Source organism: Legionella israelensis, from assembly GCF_004571175.1.
Lineage (GTDB): Bacteria > Pseudomonadota > Gammaproteobacteria > Legionellales > Legionellaceae > Legionella_D > Legionella_D israelensis.
This window is the reverse complement of record NZ_CP038273.1, coordinates 1,319,287-1,342,811: the sequence shown is the minus strand read 5'-3', so window position 1 is coordinate 1,342,811 and position 23,525 is coordinate 1,319,287. Positions and strand designations below refer to the sequence as shown.

Below are 23,525 nucleotides of genomic sequence, written 5' to 3'. Positions count from 1 at the left end.
GGATTGTTCGCTAAAACATTTGCGCCTTTCTTTTGTAATGACTCATGTTACGCACAATCGACTTTAACGAGCCATATTTTTTAACTCCTGCATAGCAATTTGGTTAGCCCTGAGTATTAATTTGTACTTGATGGCAAAGTGATTCAATTTTGTCTTTATTTTCATCATTTCCAGTTTGCAGTATGCAATGATTGCGGCAAAGATATGGTTGGATTGTGTTTTAACCGTACGGGTTGGAGACTTGTTCAGGCTTGCATTTTGTTTAATTGACTTGTGATACTCTTCAATCCGCCACCGTTTCTGGTACACTTCATAAAGACGTTCGGCACTGCTGGTCATGTCATTAGAAACGAGATAGAGAACCCCTGTAGAACCATTTTCGTTTTTGAAAATTTTCTTCAAAAGCCTCACTGGGAAGTCTAATCCCTTGAGATAGACTGTGTGGGCTATGTCCTCTTCAAGCTCTAATTCTCTGACTTTTGTGTACCGTCCGTTGTTGGCGTCGTTTTTGGATAAAGCTAAGGTTCGATTAGATTTAATCCCAATAATAAACGATTTTTGAAGGTCATTATGGATGTAAGCCATATTGGCCTTCGAGCCAAACCAATTGTCCGCAAGTACAAAGTCAAACAACACATGATTACTAACCGCTTGTGCGATAAGCTTGCGAAAAAGTTCATTTTTAGTCGTGGATGACTTTCTGCGAGCTTGCCTTGTTTCAATGTCACAAAAAGCAACGTCTTTTTTGATAACTTCATAACCAACAGGAACACTGAAGTCACCATACCGAACCATGCAGGTCAGGATATTAATCCCTTTGACCACATCACCTTTAGCATGGGAATAATGCCAACAATTAATTTCATTCTCATCCGTGTAAGGCTTCTCCTCAATCGAGTCATCCAATAAAAGAACACCGTCTGATGCTTCACTCTCCCTGACTGACTTCTTGACATAATTCCAGAGCGCTTTGGAACCAAAATCTTGTAGTCGTAAAAATCGTGTCACCTTGTCGTGAGCAAATTCACCATCCAACATCTCCGATAAACCTGTAGCTGTTGCATATTTATTCTGGCAAATCAAATAGTCACTATAAATATCAAGCATATCCATTAAATCTTCCTCCCTAAAAATCAGGGATGAAATTTTAATTAAATTTCAGGGAGCAGCAAGGTTTAGTGCGTAACATGAGTAATGATTCAAGCTTAGGTCTATAGGTTTCATTTTTTTCCAGGATCATTATTGTGTCCTTCGCAAGACAAAAAGTCCCATCAGGACGTATAGTCGTATATTCTTCAATGGGGATGTATAATCGTACCACTTTAAATTTTTCTTCTGCAATGTTATTAAGTTGAGCCCAAATTTTAATGTTTTGTTTTGCTTCATCTAAATGACAAGGATTAGAGATCAGGGATTTAGAACCATTGATACAATAAAATACATACTTTTTATCTTGACACATTTTCTGATATTCATTTAATTGCAAAATTAGATTTAATTATAAACAAAGAGCTTTATTGGTATAAAGGAAAGATGTACAAAATTGCTTATATTTCTACTAACCCGACGTGACTCTTGATTTTCTGTGCAAAAATAAGGATGCTTGAAATTGAGAATTTTTTCTAGAGTGCTTTTTTGCTCAAGCCGTGAAATTCCTGCTTGTCTATCGATTATTTACAGAGCGTCTTGCGCGAATTCGCTCCGTTTTTCTTCTGCTATTACTCCTGGTGCTTCCTCCTGAGTTAAATGCCCATAACTTACCCGTTAAATCCACCGCATAAATACCCCCATTTTTCGCAATGGCTGGTGTTGAGACCCCACCGGGGAAATCTTGTGCCCGGGAATGTTTTTCTCCTTCGAAAGTATGTGTATACAAGCCGTGGCTTGTAAGCAAATAACAATAGGAAGCTGATAAAGAAGGAGCGGCCAAGACTTTTTCGTAACTCGGGTAATGTATTTCTTTGTAAAGTTCATTACCGGAGTCAATGACAGAAAAAGTATTCATTGCGCAAACATATAACTGGCGTCCGAAGCTGGCAATAGGAGAAACCACTGCTTTTCCCGCTTTTACCCAGGGATGATATAAATTTGAGCCGTCGGCTGCATTAAAAACCAAGACTTTGCCATCTTCCTGTCCGATAACAATCGTTTCATTGGGAAAAACTGCCGGAGATGAGCGGTAGCGAAATTTTCTGTCTGCCCTCTTCCAAATCGGCAGTAAATCCCTGTTCCGCCATGCATAAGCAGCCAGGGTTCTTACACCGTCTTCAAAAATAATGACAGGATTCTGCAGATTGTGCAGCGAGTTTACAATTGCCAGCGAGGGAGGGGGCCTGCTTCCGACCAGTTTCATGTATTGTTCCCGTGCACTTGAACTTCCCGGAATTCCGGAGGTATCAAAATCAACGGGTGAACTTATAAAATCCCAAATGGAATCCCAGAGGTCGCCCCAATCCGTGCCACCGGTGATCGCTTCAGGTGGATAGCTGGAATGTTGCTGTTGTTCCAGCAAATTACCGCTTTGATCGATGGCAATAATATAATGAACAGTATTTGCGCCTTCCGTCGTCATCATTGTTGTAAATATAATGGATTCTCCGGCTTCATTTTCCAGTATTTTCGGCGAACTGAAAGTATACGAGCCTTTTGAATACGGATCGATGCTATCGGGAAAAGAAAACTGCCATTTTTTATTGCCGTCCTTATCATAACAATGCAATTTACTGTCAATTTTTTGTCGGTAATCGGTTTCTCCGATACGGTGGTCGGCCTCCTGGCGTGCGAAAGTGTCAATGACGTAAACATTTCCTTCATGGTCCACGGCCGCAGATGCGGTGATTTTAGTGTGTCCTAATCCGGGCATTAACTCTTTTTTCCAACGAATGAAGCCATCAGGACTTATCGCAAAAAGCTGTCCATCAAGGGAGCCGAGATAGATATCACCCTCAAGGCCGATGCTTGGGGAAGCATAACCGATGGGGCTTGTTTGTAAGGTCCATGAAGGATTGATCGCTGGTTCGGTTCGACGGGGGATAAAACCGGTGTTGGAAATGTTTCCCTGATATTGACTCCAATTCATGATAAGCCTTCCTCCCTGAGACACTGATGATAAAGTATATACCGAAGTAGTGAAATTTTCGACAGAATTCATTGAGCCGGCAGGGCAAAATCATACCACTTAAAGCATAAACAATAAGACGTCATTGCTCGCAATGACGACAATTGGTTTTATTTGGGCAAAGGAAGATTTTGCCTGATTAAGGCAGGCTGCAAATACCACACAGGGTTACTTGCATCAAGGATAATGCTCTATTTTTACTAATGTATCGTTTTTAAAATAAAGCCGAAGATTACGTACCAGGGTTTTACTGCTGCCTTTACGTATAGAGTAGGCATAATCCCAACGATTGTTATTAAAGACAGGGCTTAAAAGGCTGGTTCCCATTAAAATGGCAACACTGTTTTTGCTCATGCCAATCTTTAAGCGGTCAATCTTCGATTGTGGCAGCAGGTTACCCTGTTGAACGGTTCGCCTTGAAAAATCATAGGATGCGCAATGAGATAAGCCCAGTATCAGAAAAAATACAATAAAAAGAAATCGAATTCGCATTTTTTTTGCCTGCATATAAAAATTCGGCCATAATAACATGCCAGATGGAGAAAGACACCTGTATTTCGAATCATTTAATAAGAGGAGCCTTTGTGCAAGAAAGCCAGCAATTAAAAGAGGCAGGGTTAAAAATCACTTTACCTCGATTAAAAATTTTGCAAATACTTGAGCAAACCCGCGAGCGCCATTTAAGTGCAGAAGATATTTATAAGGCTTTGCTGGAAATGGGGGAGGATGTAGGTTTGGCTACAGTATACCGTGTATTGACCCAGTTTGAGGCGGCAGGTTTAGTGGCACGTCATAATTTTGAAGGCGGACATTCTGTTTTTGAGTTGAGTCAGGGGGAACATCATGATCATCTGGTCTGTGTTAAATGTGGTCGAGTAGAAGAATTTGTTGATGACATCATTGAAGAACGTCAGCGCATGATTGCCGAACATGCGCAATTTAAAATGACAGATCACGCTTTAAATATCTATGGCATATGTCCTGGTTGTTTGAAATAATTAAGAGCATATAGACCTCCTTGCACCATTTGATGTAATTTTATACAATTTTTTAATCTTGAGTTCCTCTGGACTTTAGCCATTTTTCAAGTAAAGGAAAGCAATAGATTAAAGACCATAGAAGCGCACCGTTATATTTATCAAAGTTGCTTTAAATCGATGACTTGAGAAAATAGAATGGGACGAATTACCGCGGTATCTATGCGAAGCTCCGTATAGACTCGCTATCAAGTAGCGGGGATTCGATCCCTAAAAAATGGCTAAAGTCGAGTTCCTAAGGTTGATAGATCAAGTCGGGGAAAATTTGGTTGTGATTTTTAAAGCGTTTATTAGACCTGTTGACATTTGCTCTATAGTCCTTACGTACCGTGGCTCGTCCTCGGTACCTAGAGCTCCCGTAGTGCCAACAGATCCTAGTTTATCTTTGAATCGTTCAGCCCAGGCTTTTAATGAATTTATTTTTTGGAGAATGATATTGTGACCATAAAATCAGATCGTTGGATAGAAAAAATGGCTTCAGAGCATGGCATGATTTCCCCTTTTCAACAGGAACAGGTGCGGATGAATGAAAACGGCCGCATTATCTCCTATGGGGTATCAAGCTACGGTTACGATGTGCGTTGTTCAAATGAATTTAAAATTTTTACGAATATAAATTCTGCTATTGTCGATCCCAAAGCCTTTGATGCCAACAGCTTTGTGGATGTTGAGTCCGATGTTTGCATTATTCCGCCAAATTCTTTTGCCCTGGCCCGTACCATTGAATATTTCCGAATTCCCCGTAATGTATTGACCATTTGTCTGGGAAAATCGACCTACGCCCGCTGCGGGATTATTGTCAACGTGACACCCCTGGAGCCGGAATGGGAAGGACATGTTACACTTGAATTTTCCAACACCACTCCTTTGCCGGCAAAAATTTATGCATATGAAGGTGTTGCACAGATGCTTTTTTTGGAGTCTGATGAAGTCTGTGCCGTCTCATATCGGGATCGCGGTGGCAAGTATCAAGGTCAGAAAGGAGTTACTCTACCACGTACTTGATTGATATTATTTTGCCTGATGCATATTATATGCAGCATGGATACTATGTTGCTCAAGCCTCATGGAAGGTTAGAGGTATTTTTTCCTGGAATAATCTATTCTTCCAATGGACGCTGAGAACGTGATTCATTCACGCGTTCACGTAATTCTTTGCCAGGCTTGAAATGAGGACTGTATTTCGCCTCGGTGATTACTTTTTCTCCGGTTTTGGGGTTATGGGCATTTCGTGGTGGGCGATAACGTAAGGAAAAGCTGCCAAACCCCCGGATCTCGATCCTCTGTCCGGCAACAAGAGACTTGCTCATCAACTCGAGAATGTGATTTATGGCGTTGGCAATTTGTTTTTCAGGAAGATGTGTCATTTGAGCCGCAATTTTTTCAATGAGTTCTGATTTTATCATGCCCCACCTCAGTAGTTCCGCTTTATTAATTTGTTTCTCATCACCATGACACATCAGGTGAGATTGAATTGGATAATTGTCCACGCCATTTTAAATATTAGTATAGTCGGCTATTGAAATTATTCAATGTTTTCAAGTGACTGGTTTAATTTAAAATGACATTTTTGTAATGGTGGCGGGGCAGTTTAATTAACATGAGTTCAACATAAAAGATATTGATGCCTTTTATGTGGCTAAAGGAGTGTTACTCCGTATGAGACCTAAAACAAATGTCGGTTAATCTTTGGCCAATGACTTGCGCTTATGAATGTAAGCAGAGACAAGGCCCCAACTCACTTCCAACTTAGTGCTCATCACCAATTTATAACATTTAGACAGTAAGGGTTTGCTGGTAGTGATAACGGTATGGCAATGAGCCAGTGAGTCCAGTCGTTCATTTAGTTTTTCCCAGGTTTCGCCAAAAAAAGAGGTAGCATTAATAAAAATAACATTCGCATCCGTTAAATCAAACTCAAGAAAATTGGCATGATAAAAATGAATAGACCGAGCTTTTTCCTGATAAAGAGGTAATTGACTTAATTTTTCCTGTTGTAGACAGGCAGTTTGGTACAAATTTTCAAAATGCTCTATTCCACAACATTTATGAGGATAAAAAACCATGGCACAGGCAAGGACAGCCTTTCCGGTGCCGCTACCCAAATCATAGAAAACCGTATCCTTATTCAAAGAGACAAGACTTAATAAGGCGATAAAGGGTAGAAATTTGATTTCTCCATATACATATTCCATGGCATCATTCGCTTTACGAGCTTCCAGAGACAAAGCATAACCATTCACTGTTTCATATAACTGCTGATAAACTCGTTGATGAAGATCCAAAGACAAATGGTTTCGCCATCGCCATAAACGGTAACGTCTGATCCATCGGGGTAAGTAGGCAAGGATAGTTACTGCGACGGCGCAGGCAATAAAGCCATATAGCCAGTTATCCATTGGAAGCTGTTTCATGTTTTAAGATTTTAATTCTCTCCTGATGAGATAAATGCGGCCATGCCTGCAATAATACGCGTCCGGCCTGCCTCTCATTCATTGCCTGTTGATGCGTTTCCCAAGGCATTTCATCGCTGACATATAACCCAATGACAAAGGTCGTTAACAAGGTTGTAATAATGGCAAGCAGTAAAAATCGCCATTGCAGTGATTTTAACAGATGTTTATTTTTGTTTATCGCATTTTGAGAAAAATGCTCAATATGCAAACAACTTTCGTCCACGATACGATGAAACTCATTCACATCATATTGAGAAAGTTTTGTGTCAAAGCGTGTGATGGCTTCCGATGTATAATTTTGTATTTTTTCAATACCTTGCTCGGTAAATTGATTAAAATGTTCCAATTGTAAATTCATATTCTCGACAAGTTTCTCGCCTTTGGCTTGTAAAGATTTAAGCTGTTTTTCACCTTGTGACAGCGTTGTGGTTATTGACTGGCGAAAATGATCCATACCGGTTTGCGAAAGCAGCTGATGTAAAGCATCCAACTCTTGACGCAGAGACTGTGTTTGTTCCTGGTGTTGTTTAAGATGGGTTTGTTTCTCTTGCTCAATGGTTTGCTGCCACTCTCTCATTTTGGCTTCAACCAATTCAAAATAAGCAACGAACTCCGTTGTACGTGTCAGCAATTCTTTAATACGAGCCAAATCTTCTTTTTCATCCTTCATAGTGGCTCCTGTTGTTTGACTTATTCTGATGATAACCATCATACTTATACCTTACTTTGATCATTTTATAAAAGCCATGTTAAAAGAAATCGGCTGGATACTAGTAATTATATTATTGTTTATAGCTATCCTTTATGGTTTGCAACGCTCATTTATTTATCTTCCTGCAAAAATAACACCACAACGAGGCGATTTCCAAGCCAATGATATGTCAAAAATAAAGTTGCAAACGGCCGACGATTTATCGCTATTGGCCTGGTATAAGGCGGCAGAAGATAATTTACCAACGGTGATTTATCTTCATGGGAATGCCGGACACATTGGTTATCGAATGCCCATTGCTCGAAAATTGATGGATGCCGGGTTTGGTGTATTGCTGGTTGAATATCGTGGTTATGGTGGCAATGCAGGACGACCCAGTGAAAAAGGCTTTTATATGGATGGAGAGGCAGCCATACAATTTTTGTTACAACGCGGTCTAACACCACAGGAGATGGTTTTATACGGTGAATCTATCGGCAGTGGTGTCGCCACTTATTTGGCAGCTAAGCTTCCTGTTTGCGCTGTTATATTGCAGTCACCCATGACCTCTCTGAAAGGACTTGCCCGTTTTCATTATCCCTGGTTTCCATTCAGTCCCTGGGATAAATATGATTCTTTAAAACGAATTGACAAAATAAATGCCTCCTTGCTGATCTTGCATGGCAAGCAAGACAGAGTGGTGCCTTTTGAAGAAGGCAAGACGCTTTTTGAAAAGGCTGTTGAACCGAAACTCATGATTTCATTTACTGATCGTGGACACAATAATCTTTGGGATAATACTTTTTATCAGAAGATCCTTGATTTTATTCGTGCATATTGTGCATAAATCATTCTTTTTCGCAATAAAATGACACTAAATTGTAAATTAATTGTTAATATTTCCTTAATTTAAGTGCAGTAGAATGAAATCATTAGACAAGCATGGGAGACAGCCATGTCCAATTCCAATGCACAAACATTACAAACCTTTTTTGGCAGTAGATTAAAATCAGCGCATAGCAAAACAAAGACAAATTATGGCTCGTTCATCGATGTGGGTGATGTCAACGACAGCGGTTTTCGAGCGATGGCTGCAGCCATTGTCGATGGATTTTATACTTCTTCCCGTCGTTTTGATCCTGTCTTGAAAAGATTTTTATCTCAATACTATCTTTATTATCCAGAATTCAAATTACGCGGCTTAATGACTGTCACTGATCACATGAATTTTTTATGTGAAACGAACAACTTAGGTGTAGGTAAGCCAGAGCTTTTGAATACCATGGCATTCGTATTACGCCAAATGGCGGTTGATGAGATGCTTAAACACCCCGACTTGTACCGTGATGCGTTTATTGAAGCCAAGAAAGGAAAAAGCTCTTTGCAAGATATGCGCCTGCCAGGCACTCCAATCCATAAAGTATGTATGGCCGCACTGGCAAGTGTTTTGGATGTCCCTGTCCAGCTTTCTGTTAAAGAAGCTCATAAAGAACTGCCCTCACGTTTGCAATATAATAAAAAGGCAGAAGTTTCTGGTAAGCCGCTTGTGCAAATTCAGCTCAACGGTCAATATTATTTCCCAAAATTAAAAAATCCTGAACGTTTTAAATCTGTAACTCAACGACAAGCTCGTAAAGTTAATCCACGAGAACTTGAGAAACAGGATCCATCTATAACAGAAGTTACTGAAAAAATTGCTGAAAACGAGCAAGGCATATTGAATTTATATGAGGATACTCAAAAGCGGCTGGAAGCTTTAGTTGTGGACGGTGAATTAAGCAAAAAGGATTTATTAGACCTGTATATTTCCATCATGAGTTATAGTGAGGACTCAGAAATACCTGTTAAAGTCGGTCTGGAACATGGAAATCAAGCTTTCATTGATACTATCCAGACCCGTTGGCAAAGACTGCCTGCCGAGGAAAACCAGTCTGTCGAAAAGGCCCTTCCCAAAGATCATCAGGACTTGATAGATGCATTAGCCCGAGCAGTCGGAGTTGGTCAGATCTCTCAAGAGAAACTGTTTGCTGCAGTGGAAGAGCATATAAGTCCAACCCCTCATCGCGCCTCTATCTAGTACCTCATCCTGTAAATAGGGAGCGGCTAGGTCTGATTATAAAAATCCTTGTTCCTTCATCCATTCATCATTGACGAATTTTGATAAATAATTGCGAATAGAGTCGGGAAGTATGACCAAACATTTTTGGCCAGTGCTTAGTGTTTTAGCTGCCTGTAATGCTCCCCACATGGCAGCGCCAGAGGAACCTCCTGCCAAAAGCCCTTCTTCATGGATTAATTGCCTTGCCATGTGAAAAGAATCTGCATCGGTGGTTTTAATGTATTGATCAACTAGTGTATTGTCGAGAACCTCTGGAAAGAAATCATAGCCTATGCCTTCGACATGATAGGGTTCTATTTCATTTCCGCCTCCAAGAATAGAGCCTACAGGATCAATGCCAATGATTTTTACGGAAGGATGATGCTCTTTGAGCCTTCGAGCGATTCCAGTAATGGTGCCACCAGTGCCCACACCCATCACCACCATATCAAGTTCATCGCCAAAATCATCAATGATTTCCTGTGCTGTGTGATAATAGTGAGCATTAGGATTATCTGGATTGGCGTATTGATCAAGAATGTGGGCGTTTGGCAGTTCTTTCTCCAATTTTTTAGCGATGGAAATATGACTATCTGGATCATTCCAGGCTGCCTCTGTCGGTGTGCGATAAATGGTAGCTCCCAGGCGCTCCAGAACAACCTGCTTTTCCTGGCTCATTTTCTCAGGCATGGTGATGATGACCTTATAACCCATTACTGCACCAGCTAAGGCAATGCCTATACCGGTATTGCCAGAAGTGGGTTCAATCAGTGTATCACCTGGTTTGATACGGCCACTTTGTTCAGCATTTTTTATCATTTCAAAGGCAATGCGATCTTTAACTGAGCCCCCGGGGTTGAAGAATTCACATTTGGCATATAACTCACAGTCCAGATCTTGTGCGAGTCGGTTGATCTTTACAATGGGGGTTTTTCCAATGGTGGTAAGAATATTATCGTAAATCATGAATCATCCTTATAACTTCTCAAATATATTGTAATATAAAGGCAAATTAACGCTATAACGCAGTGTATACACTTTTCGAATTCCCGCTCGCTGATTTGCTCTGTCTTTGCTGAAAAGTCATCCTTTGTGCATGCATGGAAACCTTTCATGGCCTGTCAATGTATACCATGAAATGGATATGAGGTCATTTGCCATTTAAAACAAAGCCGAACATCATGTAAGTATACGCTTTTTCTCAGGAGGTACAAAAAAGAAAAGGTATAAACACACGGTTTAGAATTTATTAAAATGAAAAAGGCACAGTAAAAGGCCGATGAGGATTAACTGCCTCCGTTCTTATCGCCTTGTTTCGTGGTTACATTATCGAGAACCTCATCAGGTGCATCCGGGAGTTTTACCTGAACGTTTGTTTCAGGGGTGGTAGCAGGTGGTACAGGACTCGGGCTACGAAATAAATAATAAAGGACAAATGCAGCCAAAAGGACAATAACGACAATAGCTACAATTGCGACAAAGTTGCTGGAATTATTATTCGCCATGTTACTCTCCATGTAATCTTTCTTTAAAAAGTGTAGCACATATTGATTATGCACGGAGCGCAATTTGTTTGGACACCATGATGAGGACAATTTTAGTCTGTTTAGTCAGGATTTTTCCGATAAATGACTGCCGTATTCCCGATAAGTTGTATCAATTCGGCTTCAAGCTGCTGGCAAAGTTTACCGGCAAGCAGACGTCGGTCACCTTTTTCCAGCCCCTGTATTTTAACTTTAATTAATTCATGAGCCTTCAAAGCATGATCGGTTTCCTCGGCCACCGCGTCTGTTAGCCCTTTCGCTCCTATAATGACCACTGGCTTTAAATGATGAGCTTGTGCTTTGAGATTTTGTTTAAATGATGTATCCACAACGGTGATCCATGCTAAAATGCCAAATTATTGCACGTTTTTATGGGAAAAGGTAGATAAATTAAGTATCATTTTTATAGTTATCCTTTTATAATGTGGTTATGTCTCGTTCAAAAAGCAGTAAGCGCTGGTTAAAAGAGCATTTTGATGATGCTTATGTAAAAAAAGCTCAGGTGGAAGGCTATCGAAGTCGTGCCGTATACAAACTGAAAGAAGTGGATGAAAAAGAAAATCTGTTAAAGCCGCGGCAAACTGTGGTGGATCTGGGTGCTGCGCCAGGTGGCTGGACACAATATGTCTCGCAAAAACTGGCAGGAACAGGAACAATCATTGCCTTAGATATTTTGCCTATGGATGCCTTGCCGGATGTGGAATTTATTTTGGGTGATTTTCGTGAGGATGAAGTTTTTGAACGTCTAATTCAATCAATACCGGAAAAGAGTGTGGATTTATTGCTTTCAGACATGGCGCCCAATTTGAGTGGAAATGCCGCTATTGATATCCCTCGTGCTATGTATCTGGCAGAACTTGCTTTTGATTTTGCGGAAAAAATGTTAAAACCTGGGGGAGCAATGTTTATTAAGCTTTTTCATGGCTCAGGTTTTGATGAATTAGTGAAAAAAGCACGGCAACAATTTAATAAGGTAGTGATACGTAAACCTTCTGCCTCACGATCTCGCTCCAGAGAAACCTATTTGCTGGCGAAGGGCTATAATTTGTAGTAAGTATGTTTTATCATTTTTTAAATCGTAGAAATACGTCATAAATGAGGTTATTGCTTTGAATGACATGGTAAAGAATTTATTTTTATGGCTGATTATTGCAATCGTACTGGTTTCAGTATTCAGTAATTTTGGTCCTCGCCATGCGGCTTCTGAAAAAATTCCTTATAGTCAGTTTCTTAAAGAAATTGATCAGGGTATGGTGAATTCAGTAACCATAGAAGACAATAAGGTTATTAAAGGGGTGACCAAAAACAACAAGCGCTTTGTAACCTATATACCTATGCAGGACAATGCCCTTCTCGGCGATCTTCTGAAAAATAATATAGAGGTCAGTGGTCAGGAAAAACAACAGGAAAGCTTCTTGCTGCATCTGTTCATCAACTGGTTTCCTATGTTATTGCTTATTGGTGTGTGGATATTTTTTATGCGCCAAATGCAAGGCGGTGGTGGACGGGGTGCAATGTCTTTTGGTCGTTCACGTGCCCGCCTTTTGGGAGAAGATCAGGTTAAAGTGACATTCTCTGATGTGGCTGGTGTGGAAGAAGCCAAAGAGGAAGTAAAAGAATTGGTTGATTTTCTCAGAGACCCCTCTAAGTTCCAGAATTTAGGTGGACGCATTCCCCGCGGCGTATTGCTTGTGGGTCCGCCTGGTACCGGTAAGACTTTATTGGCCCGAGCTGTCGCTGGTGAGGCAAAGGTACCGTTTTTCACTATTTCCGGTTCCGATTTTGTGGAAATGTTTGTCGGGGTGGGTGCTTCTCGCGTGCGTGATATGTTTGAGCAAGCTAAGAAACATGCTCCCTGCATTATTTTCATTGATGAAATTGATGCGGTTGGTCGGCACCGTGGTGCGGGTCTTGGTGGTGGTCATGATGAACGTGAACAAACTTTAAATCAATTGCTGGTTGAAATGGATGGTTTTGAGGGCAATGAGGGAGTTATCGTGGTTTCTGCTACTAACCGTCCGGACGTATTGGATCCCGCTCTGCTTCGCCCTGGTCGTTTTGACCGGCAAGTGGTTGTTCCCTTGCCCGATATCCGAGGGCGTGAACAGATCCTTAAGGTTCATCTTAGAAAAGTGCCGATTGAATCGGATGTGGATGTTTTGCCTATTGCCCGCGGCACTCCCGGCTTCTCAGGAGCTGATCTGGCCAACCTTGTCAATGAAGCAGCCCTTTTTGCTGCCCGAGCCAATAAACGGAAAGTCAGCATGATAGAGCTTGATAAAGCAAAAGATAAAATCATGATGGGTGCAGAAAGACGTTCTATGGTAATGGATGATAATGAGAAAAAACTTACTGCTTATCATGAAGCAGGACATGCTATTGTCGGATTACTGGTGCCGGAACATGATCCGGTTTACAAGGTGACCATTATTCCTCGTGGTAGAGCATTGGGAGTAACCATGTTTTTACCTGAGCAGGATCGTTATAGTCACAGCAAACGGCGTTTAGAGAGCCAATTGTCCAGCCTTTTTGGTGGCCGAATTGCAGAAGAGTTAATTTTTGGTCCGGAGAGTGTCACGACAGGCGCATCAAATGATATTACCCGCGCGACCGAAATCGCTCGTAAAATGGTGACGCACTGGGGATTATCTAAGCTGGGTCCTTTGACGTTTGGCGAAGAAGAAGGCGAAGTGTTCCTGGGTCGTCCGGTGAGTCAGCATAAGGAAGTATCTGACAGCACTGCACAACAAATTGATGAAGAAGTGCGTGAAATCATCAGTCGTAATTATCGTCGAGCCAAAGAAATACTAACAGAAAACATTGAAAAACTGCACATGATGGCTGAAGGCTTAATAAAATACGAAACCATCGATATTAAGCAAATCCAAGATATTATGGATGGCAAGCATCCTTCTCCTCCGCCTGACTGGGAAGCGGCCAGAAAACTGGATAAGGACGATAGCGATTACAATGCATCAGTATCAGATGTCAGTGGCGGCTCCGCCGAAGATCCGGCAAGTGAGCATTAATCATCCCATATGAATTTAAAGGGTTAAATTCGTGAGTCCAGAACAGTTCATTCGTTGGTGCGGCAGGAGCACGAATCGGTATTTATCCAATGATTGGCAAAGGCCTCTCATCATGGGGGTTTTGAATGTGACTCCGGATTCATTCTCCGATGGTGGCTTATATTTTTCCGTAGATAAAGCCTGCCGACGTGCAGAGGAAATGATTGCTCAAGGCGCGGATATCATCGATATAGGGGGGGAGTCGACGCGTCCGGGAGCAGAGCCTGTCTCAGAAGATGAGGAATTGTCTCGCGTCATCCCGGTCATAGAAAAACTTTGCCAAATCACTGAGCATTGTATTTCTATCGATACTTCTAAGCCACAAGTCATGAAACAAGCATTGGCAGCGGGCGCAGGAATGGTTAATGATGTCTGCGCGCTAAGAGCAACACATGCGCTTGATGTGCTTTCACAAAGTTCTGTGCCAATATGTCTTATGCATATGCAGGAAACTCCCAGGATCATGCAGAACAATCCATGTTATCCTGATGGCATCATGGAAGAATTGAGGTGGTTTTTTAGCGAACGCATTTCAGCCTGCCTAAGTGCTGGAATAGATAAATCGCGATTAATTCTTGACCCTGGGTTTGGTTTTGGCAAACGGGTTGAGCATAATTTACAGTTAATAAAACAAATCGATAGGCTGGCTGAGTTCAAATTGCCTTTATTACTGGGTGTTTCTCGTAAAAATACGATTGGTTCCGTGCTCTCCAGAGACGTTAGCCAGCGTATGATAGGTAGTGTCGTTGCTACCTTATATGCGGCACTTAAGGGTGTCAGCCTGATAAGAACTCATGATGTGGATGAGACGCACCAGGCACTGTTGATGATGGAAGCTATCAGTAATGCCGGAAGTGTTGGAATCAAGAAGGAAAAAGAATATGAATCAACGTAAGTATTTTGGTACGGATGGCATTCGCGGCCAAGTTGGTTTATCAAACGTTAACCCGGAATTTGTATTGAAATTGGGATGGGCTGTTGGGCGTGTGTTGGCCAATGGCCATCGAAAAAAAGTGGTTATCGGCAAAGATACACGTGTTTCCGGTTACATGCTGGAATCGGCACTGGAAGCAGGTTTGTCAGCTGCAGGGGTCGATGTGGCTTTATTGGGTCCGATGCCAACACCTGCAATTGCCTATTTAACACAGACCTTACGAGCTAATGCCGGAATTGTCATCAGTGCTTCACACAATTTGTTTCAGGACAATGGCATTAAATTTTTTCAGGCTGATGGTACCAAGCTGCCTGATAAGGTGGAACTTGCCATTGAAGAAGAAATTGATAAACCTCTGCAAACCGTTCCATCTTCTCAATTGGGTAAAGCCAGTCGTATCAATGATGCGGCCGGTCGATATATTGAATTTTGCAAATCCACCATTCCCTCACTGACTCGCTTATCTGGTTTAAAAATCGTTGTTGATTGTGCTAATGGTGCAACTTATCATATTGCACCCAATGTTTTTGTGGAGCTAGGCGCTGAGGTAAAAACCATAGGAGAGAAGCCGGATGGTTTCAATATTAACCAGTCTTGTGGTTCGACTTCTCCAGAAGCTTTAAGACAGAAAGTATTACAGGTTAAAGCAGATATTGGTATAGCTTTGGATGGCGATGGAGATAGAGTAATTCTGGTAGATGCAGACGGCCAGCTGGTAGATGGTGATCAGATTCTATACATTATTGCCAAAGACCGATATCAAAAAGGATTATTGCATGGTGGTGTTGTTGGTACTCTAATGAGTAATTATGGCTTGGAAAGTGCATTGAGAGAGCTTGATATTCCTTTTATCCGTACCAAGGTAGGCGACCGTTACGTTCTGGAAGCTTTACGTGAAAAAGACTGGAAAATTGGTGGAGAATCCTCAGGCCATGTTGTTTGTTTGGATAAAACCACGACAGGCGATGGCATTGTTGCGGCCTTACAGGTATTAGCCATCATGATAAGACAGCAGAGATCGCTTAGTGAATTATTAGAAGGCATTACCCTTTGTCCTCAATCATTGATCAATTTGAAAACGGAAAAAGCTCAACAATTGGCTGCAGATTCTTTAGTTACCGAAGCCGTTAATGCTATACAAGCCAGTTTAAATGGCCAGGGGCGTGTACTTCTTCGACCTTCAGGCACTGAACCTATTTTACGTGTTATGGTTGAAGGTAAGGATAAGCAAGTAGTGGCTGATAAAGCTCAGCAATTATCTGAGCAAATCTCCGATATAGAAAAGTCTTTATTTCACTCAAAAACAGCAATTTAAAAAATCGCATGCAGTTATAGGTTACTAACGGTATGGGGAAGCCACTGATTAAGCTCATGTTCGGCTTTTTCCAACAACTTTTGTGAGTCTGTTTTGAAAAAGCAAGAGCGATTCAGGACTGAAGGAGATGGTCGATGCCAAATTTTCGATATCAGGGAATGAACTGCATTTTCTACTTTCTGCCATATTTTTAACAGACCTCGATGTTTTTTTAAACAATCATAACGTGAGTCATCCATTAATTTAATAGTGTCAATGCCTTCATTGTTTTCTCCAGCCAAGGCACGATGATACAGCGTGTTTGTCGCTTGAGATAAAAGTTCCGCTTCCCGCTCATGTTCCCTGCTTCTAAGTTCCTTGCATTTATCTGAAAGTGTCTGAATAACTCCTTCTATTTTTTTGTTTTTTAATCTTTTTGATGGAGCGTCAATGGGCCATTGTGGTTTTAATTGCAATAAAAGATCAAGGTCGTGTGCTGGATTTGGGCATAAGGTTTTATACTGTTTAAGGACGGTAAACTCTATATTTTCAGGGTATTCAAGCTCAAAATGAATATCCCTCAGCAAATGGAAGGCTTGATGAAAGAATTTTTTGTCCCGCAATAGAAGACTTAGATGAATAAACAATGATTCATACCATTCTTTTAACTCTTCGGAAAGGTTCATGTGGTGCATGATTTTTGCATGCCATTCATTAAGCTGTTCGAAATGAACGGTATTTAACGTTAATTCGTGGCTGGACGCATAATCATTTTCACTGAAAGATGGGAGCTTGCCAAGCTGCTGCAGGCTGTTTTCTATGTCTTGCTCGATCACTTTACTTTGAACTTTCAGTTTTTCAATGTCCTGTATCTCTTTTTTCAGATATTGAATGGATGATTTTAATTTGATTTGTGTGGATTTCTTAAGCTCAATCTCCTGGTTAATCTGCTCATAATTCTCTACTTTTCTTAGGTATTTTATACAGGAGTTTTCCAATTCTGATAGCAGGATTTCATTTTTTTCCTCAGAGTTGATTCTGAGTTCTAATAATTCAATCGAATCATTCTCATGAGCTTCTATGACGTTGTGCTGTAAACGGAGGACAGTAATGGCTTCATTGAGTTTTTTAACTTCATAAAGCGTCGCTAATGTATTTGATTTTATATCGGCCAAATTTTCAGTCGCTGAGATGGACATGATCAAATCAGCAAATAAATGGGTCGGGGAATGAGCTTCCTGAATGGGCAAAAGAGGGCCATATTTTTCATGCAGAGCTTTCAATAGGGAATAACCGTCTTCCATGGTTTTTGCCAGTGAGACGAGCTCGCTGGAGTGTTCTGATTCATTACCTAAAAGATCGGATAAACGCTCTATGCTTTTTTCAGTGGCTATTATTTTTTGCTGCAGTGTTCTCTGCCGGTTTAATCGTTCTAGAAAATGTATTTCCTCTTTAAGGTGTTGCTGCTTATTTTGAAAGTCGCTGGTTGTATTCGATACCCATTCATACCAACCGGAAAAACTGAAGTAAGAAGTTAAGTTGGTCAGTTGTGCATTTTTATCTTCAAGCAAGCTTTGTGGGTTAGCAAATTGAGAAAATTTGCTCTGCAGAGCTTGTTTGCTCTCTTCTGATAAATCTTCATCTTCTTTATTCTCTTCTAACAGTTGTTTTTTCAGATCTATCAGTAATTGCTGCAATTGTTCTATATTTTTATCAATATTATCTTTTGAAAGATGATAAGCCAGATGCTTTTGACAATCTTGCAATTGTTGTCCTGCCAGGATTAAAGCATCGTTTTCTTTCTTTATCCCGGATATCAGTGATTCAAAATCATCGAGAAAATGACTTGCTGAACTCAGGCCGTATTGATGCAATTTGCAGATGTGTTCTTCACGTTTTTGCTGTTGTTGAAGCAATGTTTTTCGTGCTTGCAAATGCCTTATTTTTTGCAAATTCTTCTTTACTTCTTTATGGATTTCATGGATTCTCCGAATTTGGCTTTTTGTATCTATGAACGCCGTACGGGCTATAAGTGGCTCGGTGATGCATGTATACTTGTAGTATTCATTTTCAATCTCTTCATATTGCGATTGAAGGTTTTTTTCCTGCTCAACGAGTGCAAGGTTCAGTTTGCTTATTTCCTCCTGACAATGCTTAATGGCTTGTCCCTTTTGCTTTAATTCTTCATCTAATCCTTGTTTGTCAATCAATATTTGTTTTTTTTGTTTTAATGTTGTACATAATTGAAAAATTTGATTGAGGGCTTTTGCATGTGGCTGAAGTTCAACAGGCAGGGTATTAACCGTTAGCGGAAGGGAAAGGTTAAGAATTTCTTCTAAAGATTCTCCCGAAAAAGGAAAGGATAACTTGGTCAGGAAATGAATATATTGCTTAATGAGTTTTCGCATGTCCCTATTCTCCCTGTAATGCCCATTTGTTTGATTTTATCCAATTGTCAAAGGATCACAAGAGAAAATTGTACTGGTAAAGTCCAGTATTCGTTTTTTGGCATTTAATGGTATTGCTCGTTCAATAAATATCATAAAGTTTCGCTTTTATAAATTTAATTTATAAAAATGCAACTGAGCACTACACATCTTCTCTGGGATTCGGTATATTCCGCTGCAAAGAAAGCGAGAAGCAGAGACAGAAAACTCATGAGACAAAAAATAATAGCTGGAAACTGGAAAATGAACGGCCAAAGCCAGCAACTGTCCCATCTAAGCGAATGCTTGAAAGCAGAATTAAGTGAATTAATGGAGGTGACTTGTATTGTTTTTCCGCCGTCTCTTTATCTGGAGATGATCCATCGTATTTTGGCAGACAGTCCGATTTTCATAGGCGCGCAAAACGTCTATCCTGCCGATTGTGGAGCTTATACTGGAGAAATATCGGCATCAATGTTAAAGGATTTTCAATGTCGGCACGTGCTGGTGGGGCATTCGGAAAGACGCCATTTGTTTAATGAAGATGAAAATTTTGTTGCTCAGAAATTCCACCACGTGAAAGAACATGATATGATACCTGTTCTTTGTGTGGGAGAAACGCTCAAAGAGCGTGAACTTCAACAAACAGAAGAGGTTATTGCCAAACAGATCCTGGCTGTTGCAAAAAATAATAATCATTGTTTTAAAAGTGCCATAGTGGCTTATGAGCCGGTTTGGGCAATCGGTACAGGTAAAACGGCTACGCCGGAACAGGCACAGGAAGTACACCATTTCATCAGAAAACTTATTTCTGAATTAAATACAGAAGATGCAGTTCAGTTGCCGATTTTGTATGGTGGTAGTTTGAATGAGCAAAATGCTCAGGGATTGTTTGCAATGCCAGATATTGATGGTGGCCTTGTGGGTGGTGCATCATTAAATGCAGAAAAATTTGTGGAAATTGTGAAATGTATCAATTGATATTAATGACTCATGTATTGGTAGCAATCGCCTTAATTGCTCTTGTGCTTATCCAGCATGGCAAAGGTGCAGAGATCGGCGCTGCATTCGGTTCTGGAGCTTCCAATACAGTTTTTGGCAGCCACGGCACAGGAGGATTTCTGTTCAAGTTAACAGGTGCTCTGGCGATGATTTTTTTTGTCACCAGTTTGACCCTATCCTATATGGTGGCCACACGCTATCATCAGGTGGAGCAACAGGCTGTTCCTCAACAAACCAGTACTCCTGCGGACACTATTCCTGTACCGGTTGACAGTGACAACAATAACAATTAATTTCAGGTTTTGTGACACCTTCGCCAGCCGAGTGAAGATTTAACAAGCCCTAAAACATTGCCGAAGTGGTGGAATTGGTAGACACGCCGTCTTGAGGGGGCGGTGGCGTAATGCTGTGCCGGTTCGAGTCCGGCCTTCGGCACCATTTAAAAATGAATAAGGTGGCAAATGTTATCTCAATATTTACCTGTTCTTGTTTTTATTCTCATTGCATTGGCTCTGGGCCTGCTTATGTTGGGTGGCGGCTCAATGCTGGCCAAACACAACCCCGATGCGGCCAAAAACGCCCCTTATGAATGTGGTTTTGGAGCGTATGAAGATGCACGAATGCCTTTTGATGTGCGATTTTACTTGGTTGCTTTGCTTTTTATTATTTTCGATTTAGAGACAGCATTTTTCTTCCCTTGGGCATTAGCATTGCGTAAGATCGGCTGGTTTGGCTTTTCCGCGATGATGTTATTCTTAGGGCTTCTTGTGATAGGCTTTATTTATGAATGGAAACGAGGTGCCTTGGAGTGGGAATAATCTTGCTGACAAAAACGTTAAATGGTTTGATTTCTTAGAGGCTGGTTATGGCTGTTGCAGAATTGCAAAAAAGTGGTTTTGTTACGACATCCGTTGAAAAACTTGTCGGATGGGCGAGAAGCGGCTCGATGTGGCCAATGACTTTCGGGTTAGCCTGTTGTGCAGTCGAAATGATGCATGTAGGCGCAGCTCGATATGATTTGGATCGCTTCGGGGTTATATTCAGACCCAGTCCAAGACAATCTGATGTCATGATTGTAGCGGGAACCTTGTGTAATAAAATGGCTCCACCACTTCGAAGGGTTTATGATCAAATGCCTGAGCCAAGATGGGTCATTTCAATGGGATCCTGTGCTAATGGAGGTGGTTATTATCACTATTCTTATTCCGTAGTCAGAGGCTGTGATCGTATTGTTCCTGTGGATGTCTATGTGCCAGGTTGCCCTCCAACAGCTGAGGCTTTATTGTATGGGATCATTCAGCTGCAAAATAAAATCAGAAATAAAAACCTCCTGGAAGGTTAACGGTTAGGTGCGTAATAGATGACAAAACAAGAGCATTTGGTTAAGCATTTACAAAGTGAGTTTTTAACCCAATTATCCGCAATTGTTCCTGCAAATGATGAAGTGACTGCAGAATGTGATGCCGATAATTTGTTAAATTTCATGATTCAACTCAGGGATCATCCCCATTTTGTTTTTGATCAATTAATTGATATATGTGCTGTGGATTATTTACTTTACGGCGAATACGACTGGGAAACGGAAAGCGCGACGGAGAGTGGCTTCTCCAGAGCAGTTGAAAAACAGGAAGCCAAAGCTTACGCTTTATCCAAGCCCAGATTCGCTGTGGTTTATCACTTACTGTCAACCGTTAAAAATCATCGTTTAAGAGTCAGATTATTTGTGGAGGAAGATCATCTTATTGTTCCCTCAGTTCATCATATTTGGAAGGCTGCGAACTGGTTTGAAAGGGAAGCTTATGATTTATATGGAATTTTATTTGACAATCATCCCGATTTAAGGCGAATACTTACCGATTACGGTTTTATAGGTCATCCTTTTCGCAAGGATTTTCCCTTAAGTGGTCATGTGGAAATGCGTTATGACGCAAAATTGAAAAAAGTTATCTATGAGCCAGTAGATATTGAACCAAGAATTCTCGTGCCTAAGGTCATTCGTAACGATAACCGTTATATCGAAACTCAGGAGAACGAGTAATGCTAGAGCTAAAAAATTATACATTGAACTTTGGACCTCAGCATCCTGCAGCCCATGGCGTTCTTCGGCTGGTCATGGAACTGGAAGGCGAAACCATCGTACGTTCTGATCCGCATATTGGCTTATTGCATCGCGCAACTGAAAAACTGGCTGAAACCAAGCCATATATACAAAGTATTGGCTATATGGATCGGCTGGATTACGTGTCGATGATGTGCAATGAACATGCTTACGTGATGGCCATTGAAAAACTTCTGGGTATAGAAATCCCAATTCGAGCACGCTATATTCGTACCATGTTTGATGAAATCACGCGTCTGCTCAATCATCTCCTGTGGCTTGGTGCTTGCTCTTTGGACATTGGTGCTATGACAGTATTTCTATATTGTTTCAGAGAACGTGAAGATTTATTTGATTGTTACGAAGCGGTTTCTGGCGCCAGAATGCATGCCACCTACTATCGACCAGGCGGTGTGGCACGAGATCTTCCAGACAGCATGCCCAAATACACACCCTCTCGCTGGCATAATGAAAGAGAAGTAGAAAAAATGAACGAGACAAGAGAGGGAAGCTTGCTCGATTTTATCTGGTCTTTTACGGAACGTTTTCCTGCTCGTGTGGACGAATATGAAACTCTGTTAACGGATAATCGTATCTGGAAACAAAGAACAGTGGATATAGGAGTTGTTTCAGCGGAAGAAGCGCTTCAAATGGGGTTTACCGGTCCGATGTTGCGGGCTTCCGGAGTGGCCTGGGACTTAAGGAAAAAACAACCTTACGCGGCTTATGATCAAGTAGATTTTGATATTCCAGTGGGTAAAACCGGTGACTGTTATGACCGCTATCTTGTCAGAGTGGAGGAAATGCGTCAGTCCAACAAAATTATCCGCCAATGTGTGAAGTGGCTGAAAAATAATCCAGGTTCCGTTCGTTTGCATGACTATAAAATCACACCTCCACGTCGTGAAGTCATGAAGCATGATATGGAAGCTTTGATTCATCATTTTAAACTGTTTACCGAAGGGTTTTGTCTGCCCCAGGGCGAAGTTTATAGTGCCGTTGAGGCCCCTAAGGGGGAGTTTGGAATTTACCTGATATCTGATGGAGCCAACAAGCCTTACCGTTTAAAAATCAGAGCCCCCGGCTTTGCTCATTTGGCAGGCTTTGACGAAATGGCCAGAGGACACATGCTCGCAGATGGTGTGGCTATATTAGCCAGTCAGGATATAGTTTTTGGCGAAATTGATCGCTGATGTTGTGGTGCAACATGCCCGCACTGGTAATAATGAGATAAGGTTTGCATATGTCTGAGAATTCAGCAAAATTACTTAACCAGCTTGTTTCTGCAGAAGCTATGAAGAACATCGATCATTGGATAGCTAAATATCCGGCTGAGGAGAAGCAATCGGCTGTTATGAGCGCTTTAATGATTGTTCAGGATGAATACGGCCATTTGACTCAGGAATTGATGAATGCAGTAGCTGAATATCTGGAGATGCCACCGATTGCTGTATATGAAGTTGCTACTTTTTATTCGATGTATCACATCAAGCCTGTTGGTCGGCATTCAATTAATGTCTGTACGAATATTTCCTGTCTTCTTCGCAATTCTGACGAAGTCGTTGAACATTTGCAGAAAAGGCTGGGTATTAAATTAGGTGAAACAACCAGCGATGGGCGTTTCACGCTTAATTCAGTTGAATGCCTCGGTGCTTGTGTTAATGCACCCATGATGCAGGTGGACAAGGATTATCATGAAAATCTGACTCCTGAGAAAATTGAGGCTGTATTGGAGCAATACCAATGAATGATATAGGTG

The 23,525-nt window shown here is 41.2% G+C and carries 26 protein-coding genes and 1 tRNA gene; 16 read left to right on the top strand and 11 right to left on the bottom strand.

Annotated elements, in window-relative coordinates; genetic code table 11:
* Positions 1-63: 63 nt before the first annotated feature.
* The 4 genes from E4T55_RS05915 to E4T55_RS05900 form a co-directional block, all read right to left on the bottom strand.
* Positions 64-1,113: an IS701 family transposase gene (locus tag E4T55_RS05915; protein ID WP_115325247.1), complete on the bottom strand. Its 1,050-nt coding sequence runs from the start codon at positions 1,111-1,113 to the stop codon at positions 64-66.
* Between the two features lie 34 nt (positions 1,114-1,147).
* Entirely contained in the window at positions 1,148-1,462 is a 315-nt protein-coding gene (locus tag E4T55_RS05910) for a hypothetical protein (RefSeq protein WP_058501278.1), read from the bottom strand.
* Positions 1,463-1,663: 201 nt separating this feature from the next.
* Positions 1,664-3,079 (bottom strand): PQQ-binding-like beta-propeller repeat protein, encoded by a 1,416-nt coding sequence (locus E4T55_RS05905; protein WP_058501277.1) that lies wholly within the window; start codon positions 3,077-3,079, stop codon positions 1,664-1,666.
* A gap of 216 nt (positions 3,080-3,295) precedes the next feature.
* Positions 3,296-3,610: an outer membrane protein assembly factor BamE gene (locus tag E4T55_RS05900; protein WP_115325405.1), complete on the bottom strand. Its 315-nt coding sequence runs from the start codon at positions 3,608-3,610 to the stop codon at positions 3,296-3,298.
* A gap of 92 nt (positions 3,611-3,702) precedes the next feature.
* Between E4T55_RS05900 and fur the strand changes: the two genes are divergently transcribed.
* Both fur and dcd read left to right on the top strand, forming a co-directional pair.
* Positions 3,703-4,116, top strand: coding sequence for a ferric iron uptake transcriptional regulator (fur, locus tag E4T55_RS05895; protein ID WP_058501276.1), 414 nt, complete (start codon positions 3,703-3,705; stop codon positions 4,114-4,116).
* A gap of 477 nt (positions 4,117-4,593) precedes the next feature.
* Complete coding sequence (gene dcd, locus E4T55_RS05890) at positions 4,594-5,160, top strand: dCTP deaminase (RefSeq protein ID WP_058501283.1); 567 nt, start codon at positions 4,594-4,596, stop codon at positions 5,158-5,160.
* Between the two features lie 95 nt (positions 5,161-5,255).
* Here dcd and E4T55_RS05885 read toward each other — a convergent pair whose 3' ends face one another.
* The 3 genes from E4T55_RS05885 to E4T55_RS05875 all read right to left on the bottom strand — a co-directional run bounded on the left by E4T55_RS05885 (position 5,256) and on the right by E4T55_RS05875 (position 7,281).
* Positions 5,256-5,615, bottom strand: a complete 360-nt coding sequence (locus E4T55_RS05885) for an integration host factor subunit beta (RefSeq protein WP_162262318.1) — start codon at positions 5,613-5,615, stop codon at positions 5,256-5,258.
* Positions 5,616-5,837: 222 nt separating this feature from the next.
* Positions 5,838-6,554: a class I SAM-dependent methyltransferase gene (locus tag E4T55_RS05880; protein ID WP_058501281.1), complete on the bottom strand. Its 717-nt coding sequence runs from the start codon at positions 6,552-6,554 to the stop codon at positions 5,838-5,840.
* A complete protein-coding gene (locus E4T55_RS05875) occupies positions 6,547-7,281 on the bottom strand; it encodes a hypothetical protein (RefSeq protein ID WP_065235976.1) in 735 nt (244 codons plus the stop codon). The genes E4T55_RS05880 and E4T55_RS05875 overlap by 8 nt, the downstream gene beginning before the upstream one ends.
* A gap of 76 nt (positions 7,282-7,357) precedes the next feature.
* Here E4T55_RS05875 and E4T55_RS05870 point away from each other — a divergent pair, with 76 nt between their 5' ends.
* Positions 7,358-8,149, top strand: a complete 792-nt coding sequence (locus E4T55_RS05870; RefSeq protein WP_058501280.1) for an alpha/beta hydrolase — start codon at positions 7,358-7,360, stop codon at positions 8,147-8,149.
* A 108-nt stretch (positions 8,150-8,257) separates the two neighbouring features.
* The gene (locus E4T55_RS05865) at positions 8,258-9,379 is read left to right on the top strand and encodes an OTU domain-containing protein (RefSeq protein ID WP_058501274.1); all 1,122 of its coding nucleotides are present in this window, start codon (positions 8,258-8,260) and stop codon (positions 9,377-9,379) included.
* Positions 9,380-9,415: 36 nt separating this feature from the next.
* Here E4T55_RS05865 and E4T55_RS05860 read toward each other — a convergent pair whose 3' ends face one another.
* The 3 genes from E4T55_RS05860 to yhbY all read right to left on the bottom strand — a co-directional run bounded on the left by E4T55_RS05860 (position 9,416) and on the right by yhbY (position 11,273).
* Positions 9,416-10,366, bottom strand: coding sequence for a pyridoxal-phosphate dependent enzyme (locus tag E4T55_RS05860; protein WP_058501273.1), 951 nt, complete (start codon positions 10,364-10,366; stop codon positions 9,416-9,418).
* Between the two features lie 320 nt (positions 10,367-10,686).
* On the bottom strand, positions 10,687-10,905 hold the full coding sequence (locus E4T55_RS05855) for a hypothetical protein (RefSeq protein WP_058501272.1): 219 nt from the start codon (positions 10,903-10,905) through the stop codon (positions 10,687-10,689).
* Positions 10,906-11,006: 101 nt separating this feature from the next.
* Entirely contained in the window at positions 11,007-11,273 is a 267-nt protein-coding gene (yhbY, locus tag E4T55_RS05850; RefSeq protein WP_058501271.1) for a ribosome assembly RNA-binding protein YhbY, read from the bottom strand.
* Between the two features lie 101 nt (positions 11,274-11,374).
* Between yhbY and rlmE the strand changes: the two genes are divergently transcribed.
* The 4 genes from rlmE (at position 11,375) to glmM (ending at position 16,261) form a co-directional block, all read left to right on the top strand.
* Positions 11,375-11,995 carry a 23S rRNA (uridine(2552)-2'-O)-methyltransferase RlmE gene (rlmE, locus tag E4T55_RS05845; protein ID WP_058501270.1) on the top strand — a complete coding sequence of 207 codons (621 nt, stop codon included), beginning with the start codon at positions 11,375-11,377 and terminating at the stop codon, positions 11,993-11,995.
* 67 nt (positions 11,996-12,062) lie between these two features.
* A complete protein-coding gene (gene ftsH, locus E4T55_RS05840) occupies positions 12,063-13,973 on the top strand; it encodes an ATP-dependent zinc metalloprotease FtsH (protein WP_058501269.1) in 1,911 nt (636 codons plus the stop codon).
* Positions 13,974-14,004: 31 nt separating this feature from the next.
* Positions 14,005-14,907: a dihydropteroate synthase gene (gene folP / locus E4T55_RS05835; protein WP_058501268.1), complete on the top strand. Its 903-nt coding sequence runs from the start codon at positions 14,005-14,007 to the stop codon at positions 14,905-14,907.
* A complete protein-coding gene (gene glmM / locus E4T55_RS05830; RefSeq protein WP_058501267.1) occupies positions 14,894-16,261 on the top strand; it encodes a phosphoglucosamine mutase in 1,368 nt (455 codons plus the stop codon). The genes folP and glmM overlap by 14 nt, the downstream gene beginning before the upstream one ends.
* A gap of 14 nt (positions 16,262-16,275) precedes the next feature.
* Here glmM and E4T55_RS05825 read toward each other — a convergent pair whose 3' ends face one another.
* Positions 16,276-18,648: a coiled-coil domain-containing protein gene (locus tag E4T55_RS05825; protein ID WP_058501266.1), complete on the bottom strand. Its 2,373-nt coding sequence runs from the start codon at positions 18,646-18,648 to the stop codon at positions 16,276-16,278.
* 249 nt (positions 18,649-18,897) lie between these two features.
* Here E4T55_RS05825 and tpiA point away from each other — a divergent pair, with 249 nt between their 5' ends.
* From tpiA to nuoE, 8 genes are all read left to right on the top strand, one after another.
* Positions 18,898-19,647: a triose-phosphate isomerase gene (gene tpiA / locus E4T55_RS05820; RefSeq protein WP_058501265.1), complete on the top strand. Its 750-nt coding sequence runs from the start codon at positions 18,898-18,900 to the stop codon at positions 19,645-19,647.
* On the top strand, positions 19,635-19,961 hold the full coding sequence (gene secG / locus E4T55_RS05815) for a preprotein translocase subunit SecG (RefSeq protein WP_058501264.1): 327 nt from the start codon (positions 19,635-19,637) through the stop codon (positions 19,959-19,961). Before tpiA ends, secG begins: the two co-directional genes overlap by 13 nt.
* Before the next feature lie 59 nt (positions 19,962-20,020).
* A tRNA-Leu gene (locus E4T55_RS05810) sits at positions 20,021-20,106 on the top strand.
* Between the two features lie 23 nt (positions 20,107-20,129).
* A complete protein-coding gene (gene ndhC, locus E4T55_RS05805) occupies positions 20,130-20,486 on the top strand; it encodes an NADH-quinone oxidoreductase subunit A (protein WP_058501263.1) in 357 nt (118 codons plus the stop codon).
* Between the two features lie 47 nt (positions 20,487-20,533).
* Positions 20,534-21,010: a NuoB/complex I 20 kDa subunit family protein gene (locus tag E4T55_RS05800; RefSeq protein WP_058501262.1), complete on the top strand. Its 477-nt coding sequence runs from the start codon at positions 20,534-20,536 to the stop codon at positions 21,008-21,010.
* Positions 21,011-21,028: 18 nt separating this feature from the next.
* Positions 21,029-21,706 carry an NADH-quinone oxidoreductase subunit C gene (locus tag E4T55_RS05795; RefSeq protein WP_058501261.1) on the top strand — a complete coding sequence of 226 codons (678 nt, stop codon included), beginning with the start codon at positions 21,029-21,031 and terminating at the stop codon, positions 21,704-21,706.
* Complete coding sequence (locus E4T55_RS05790) at positions 21,706-22,959, top strand: NADH-quinone oxidoreductase subunit D (RefSeq protein ID WP_058501260.1); 1,254 nt, start codon at positions 21,706-21,708, stop codon at positions 22,957-22,959. Before E4T55_RS05795 ends, E4T55_RS05790 begins: the two co-directional genes overlap by 1 nt.
* A gap of 50 nt (positions 22,960-23,009) precedes the next feature.
* Positions 23,010-23,513 (top strand): NADH-quinone oxidoreductase subunit NuoE, encoded by a 504-nt coding sequence (gene nuoE, locus E4T55_RS05785; protein WP_058501259.1) that lies wholly within the window; start codon positions 23,010-23,012, stop codon positions 23,511-23,513.
* The last annotated feature ends 12 nt before the right edge of the window (positions 23,514-23,525 follow it).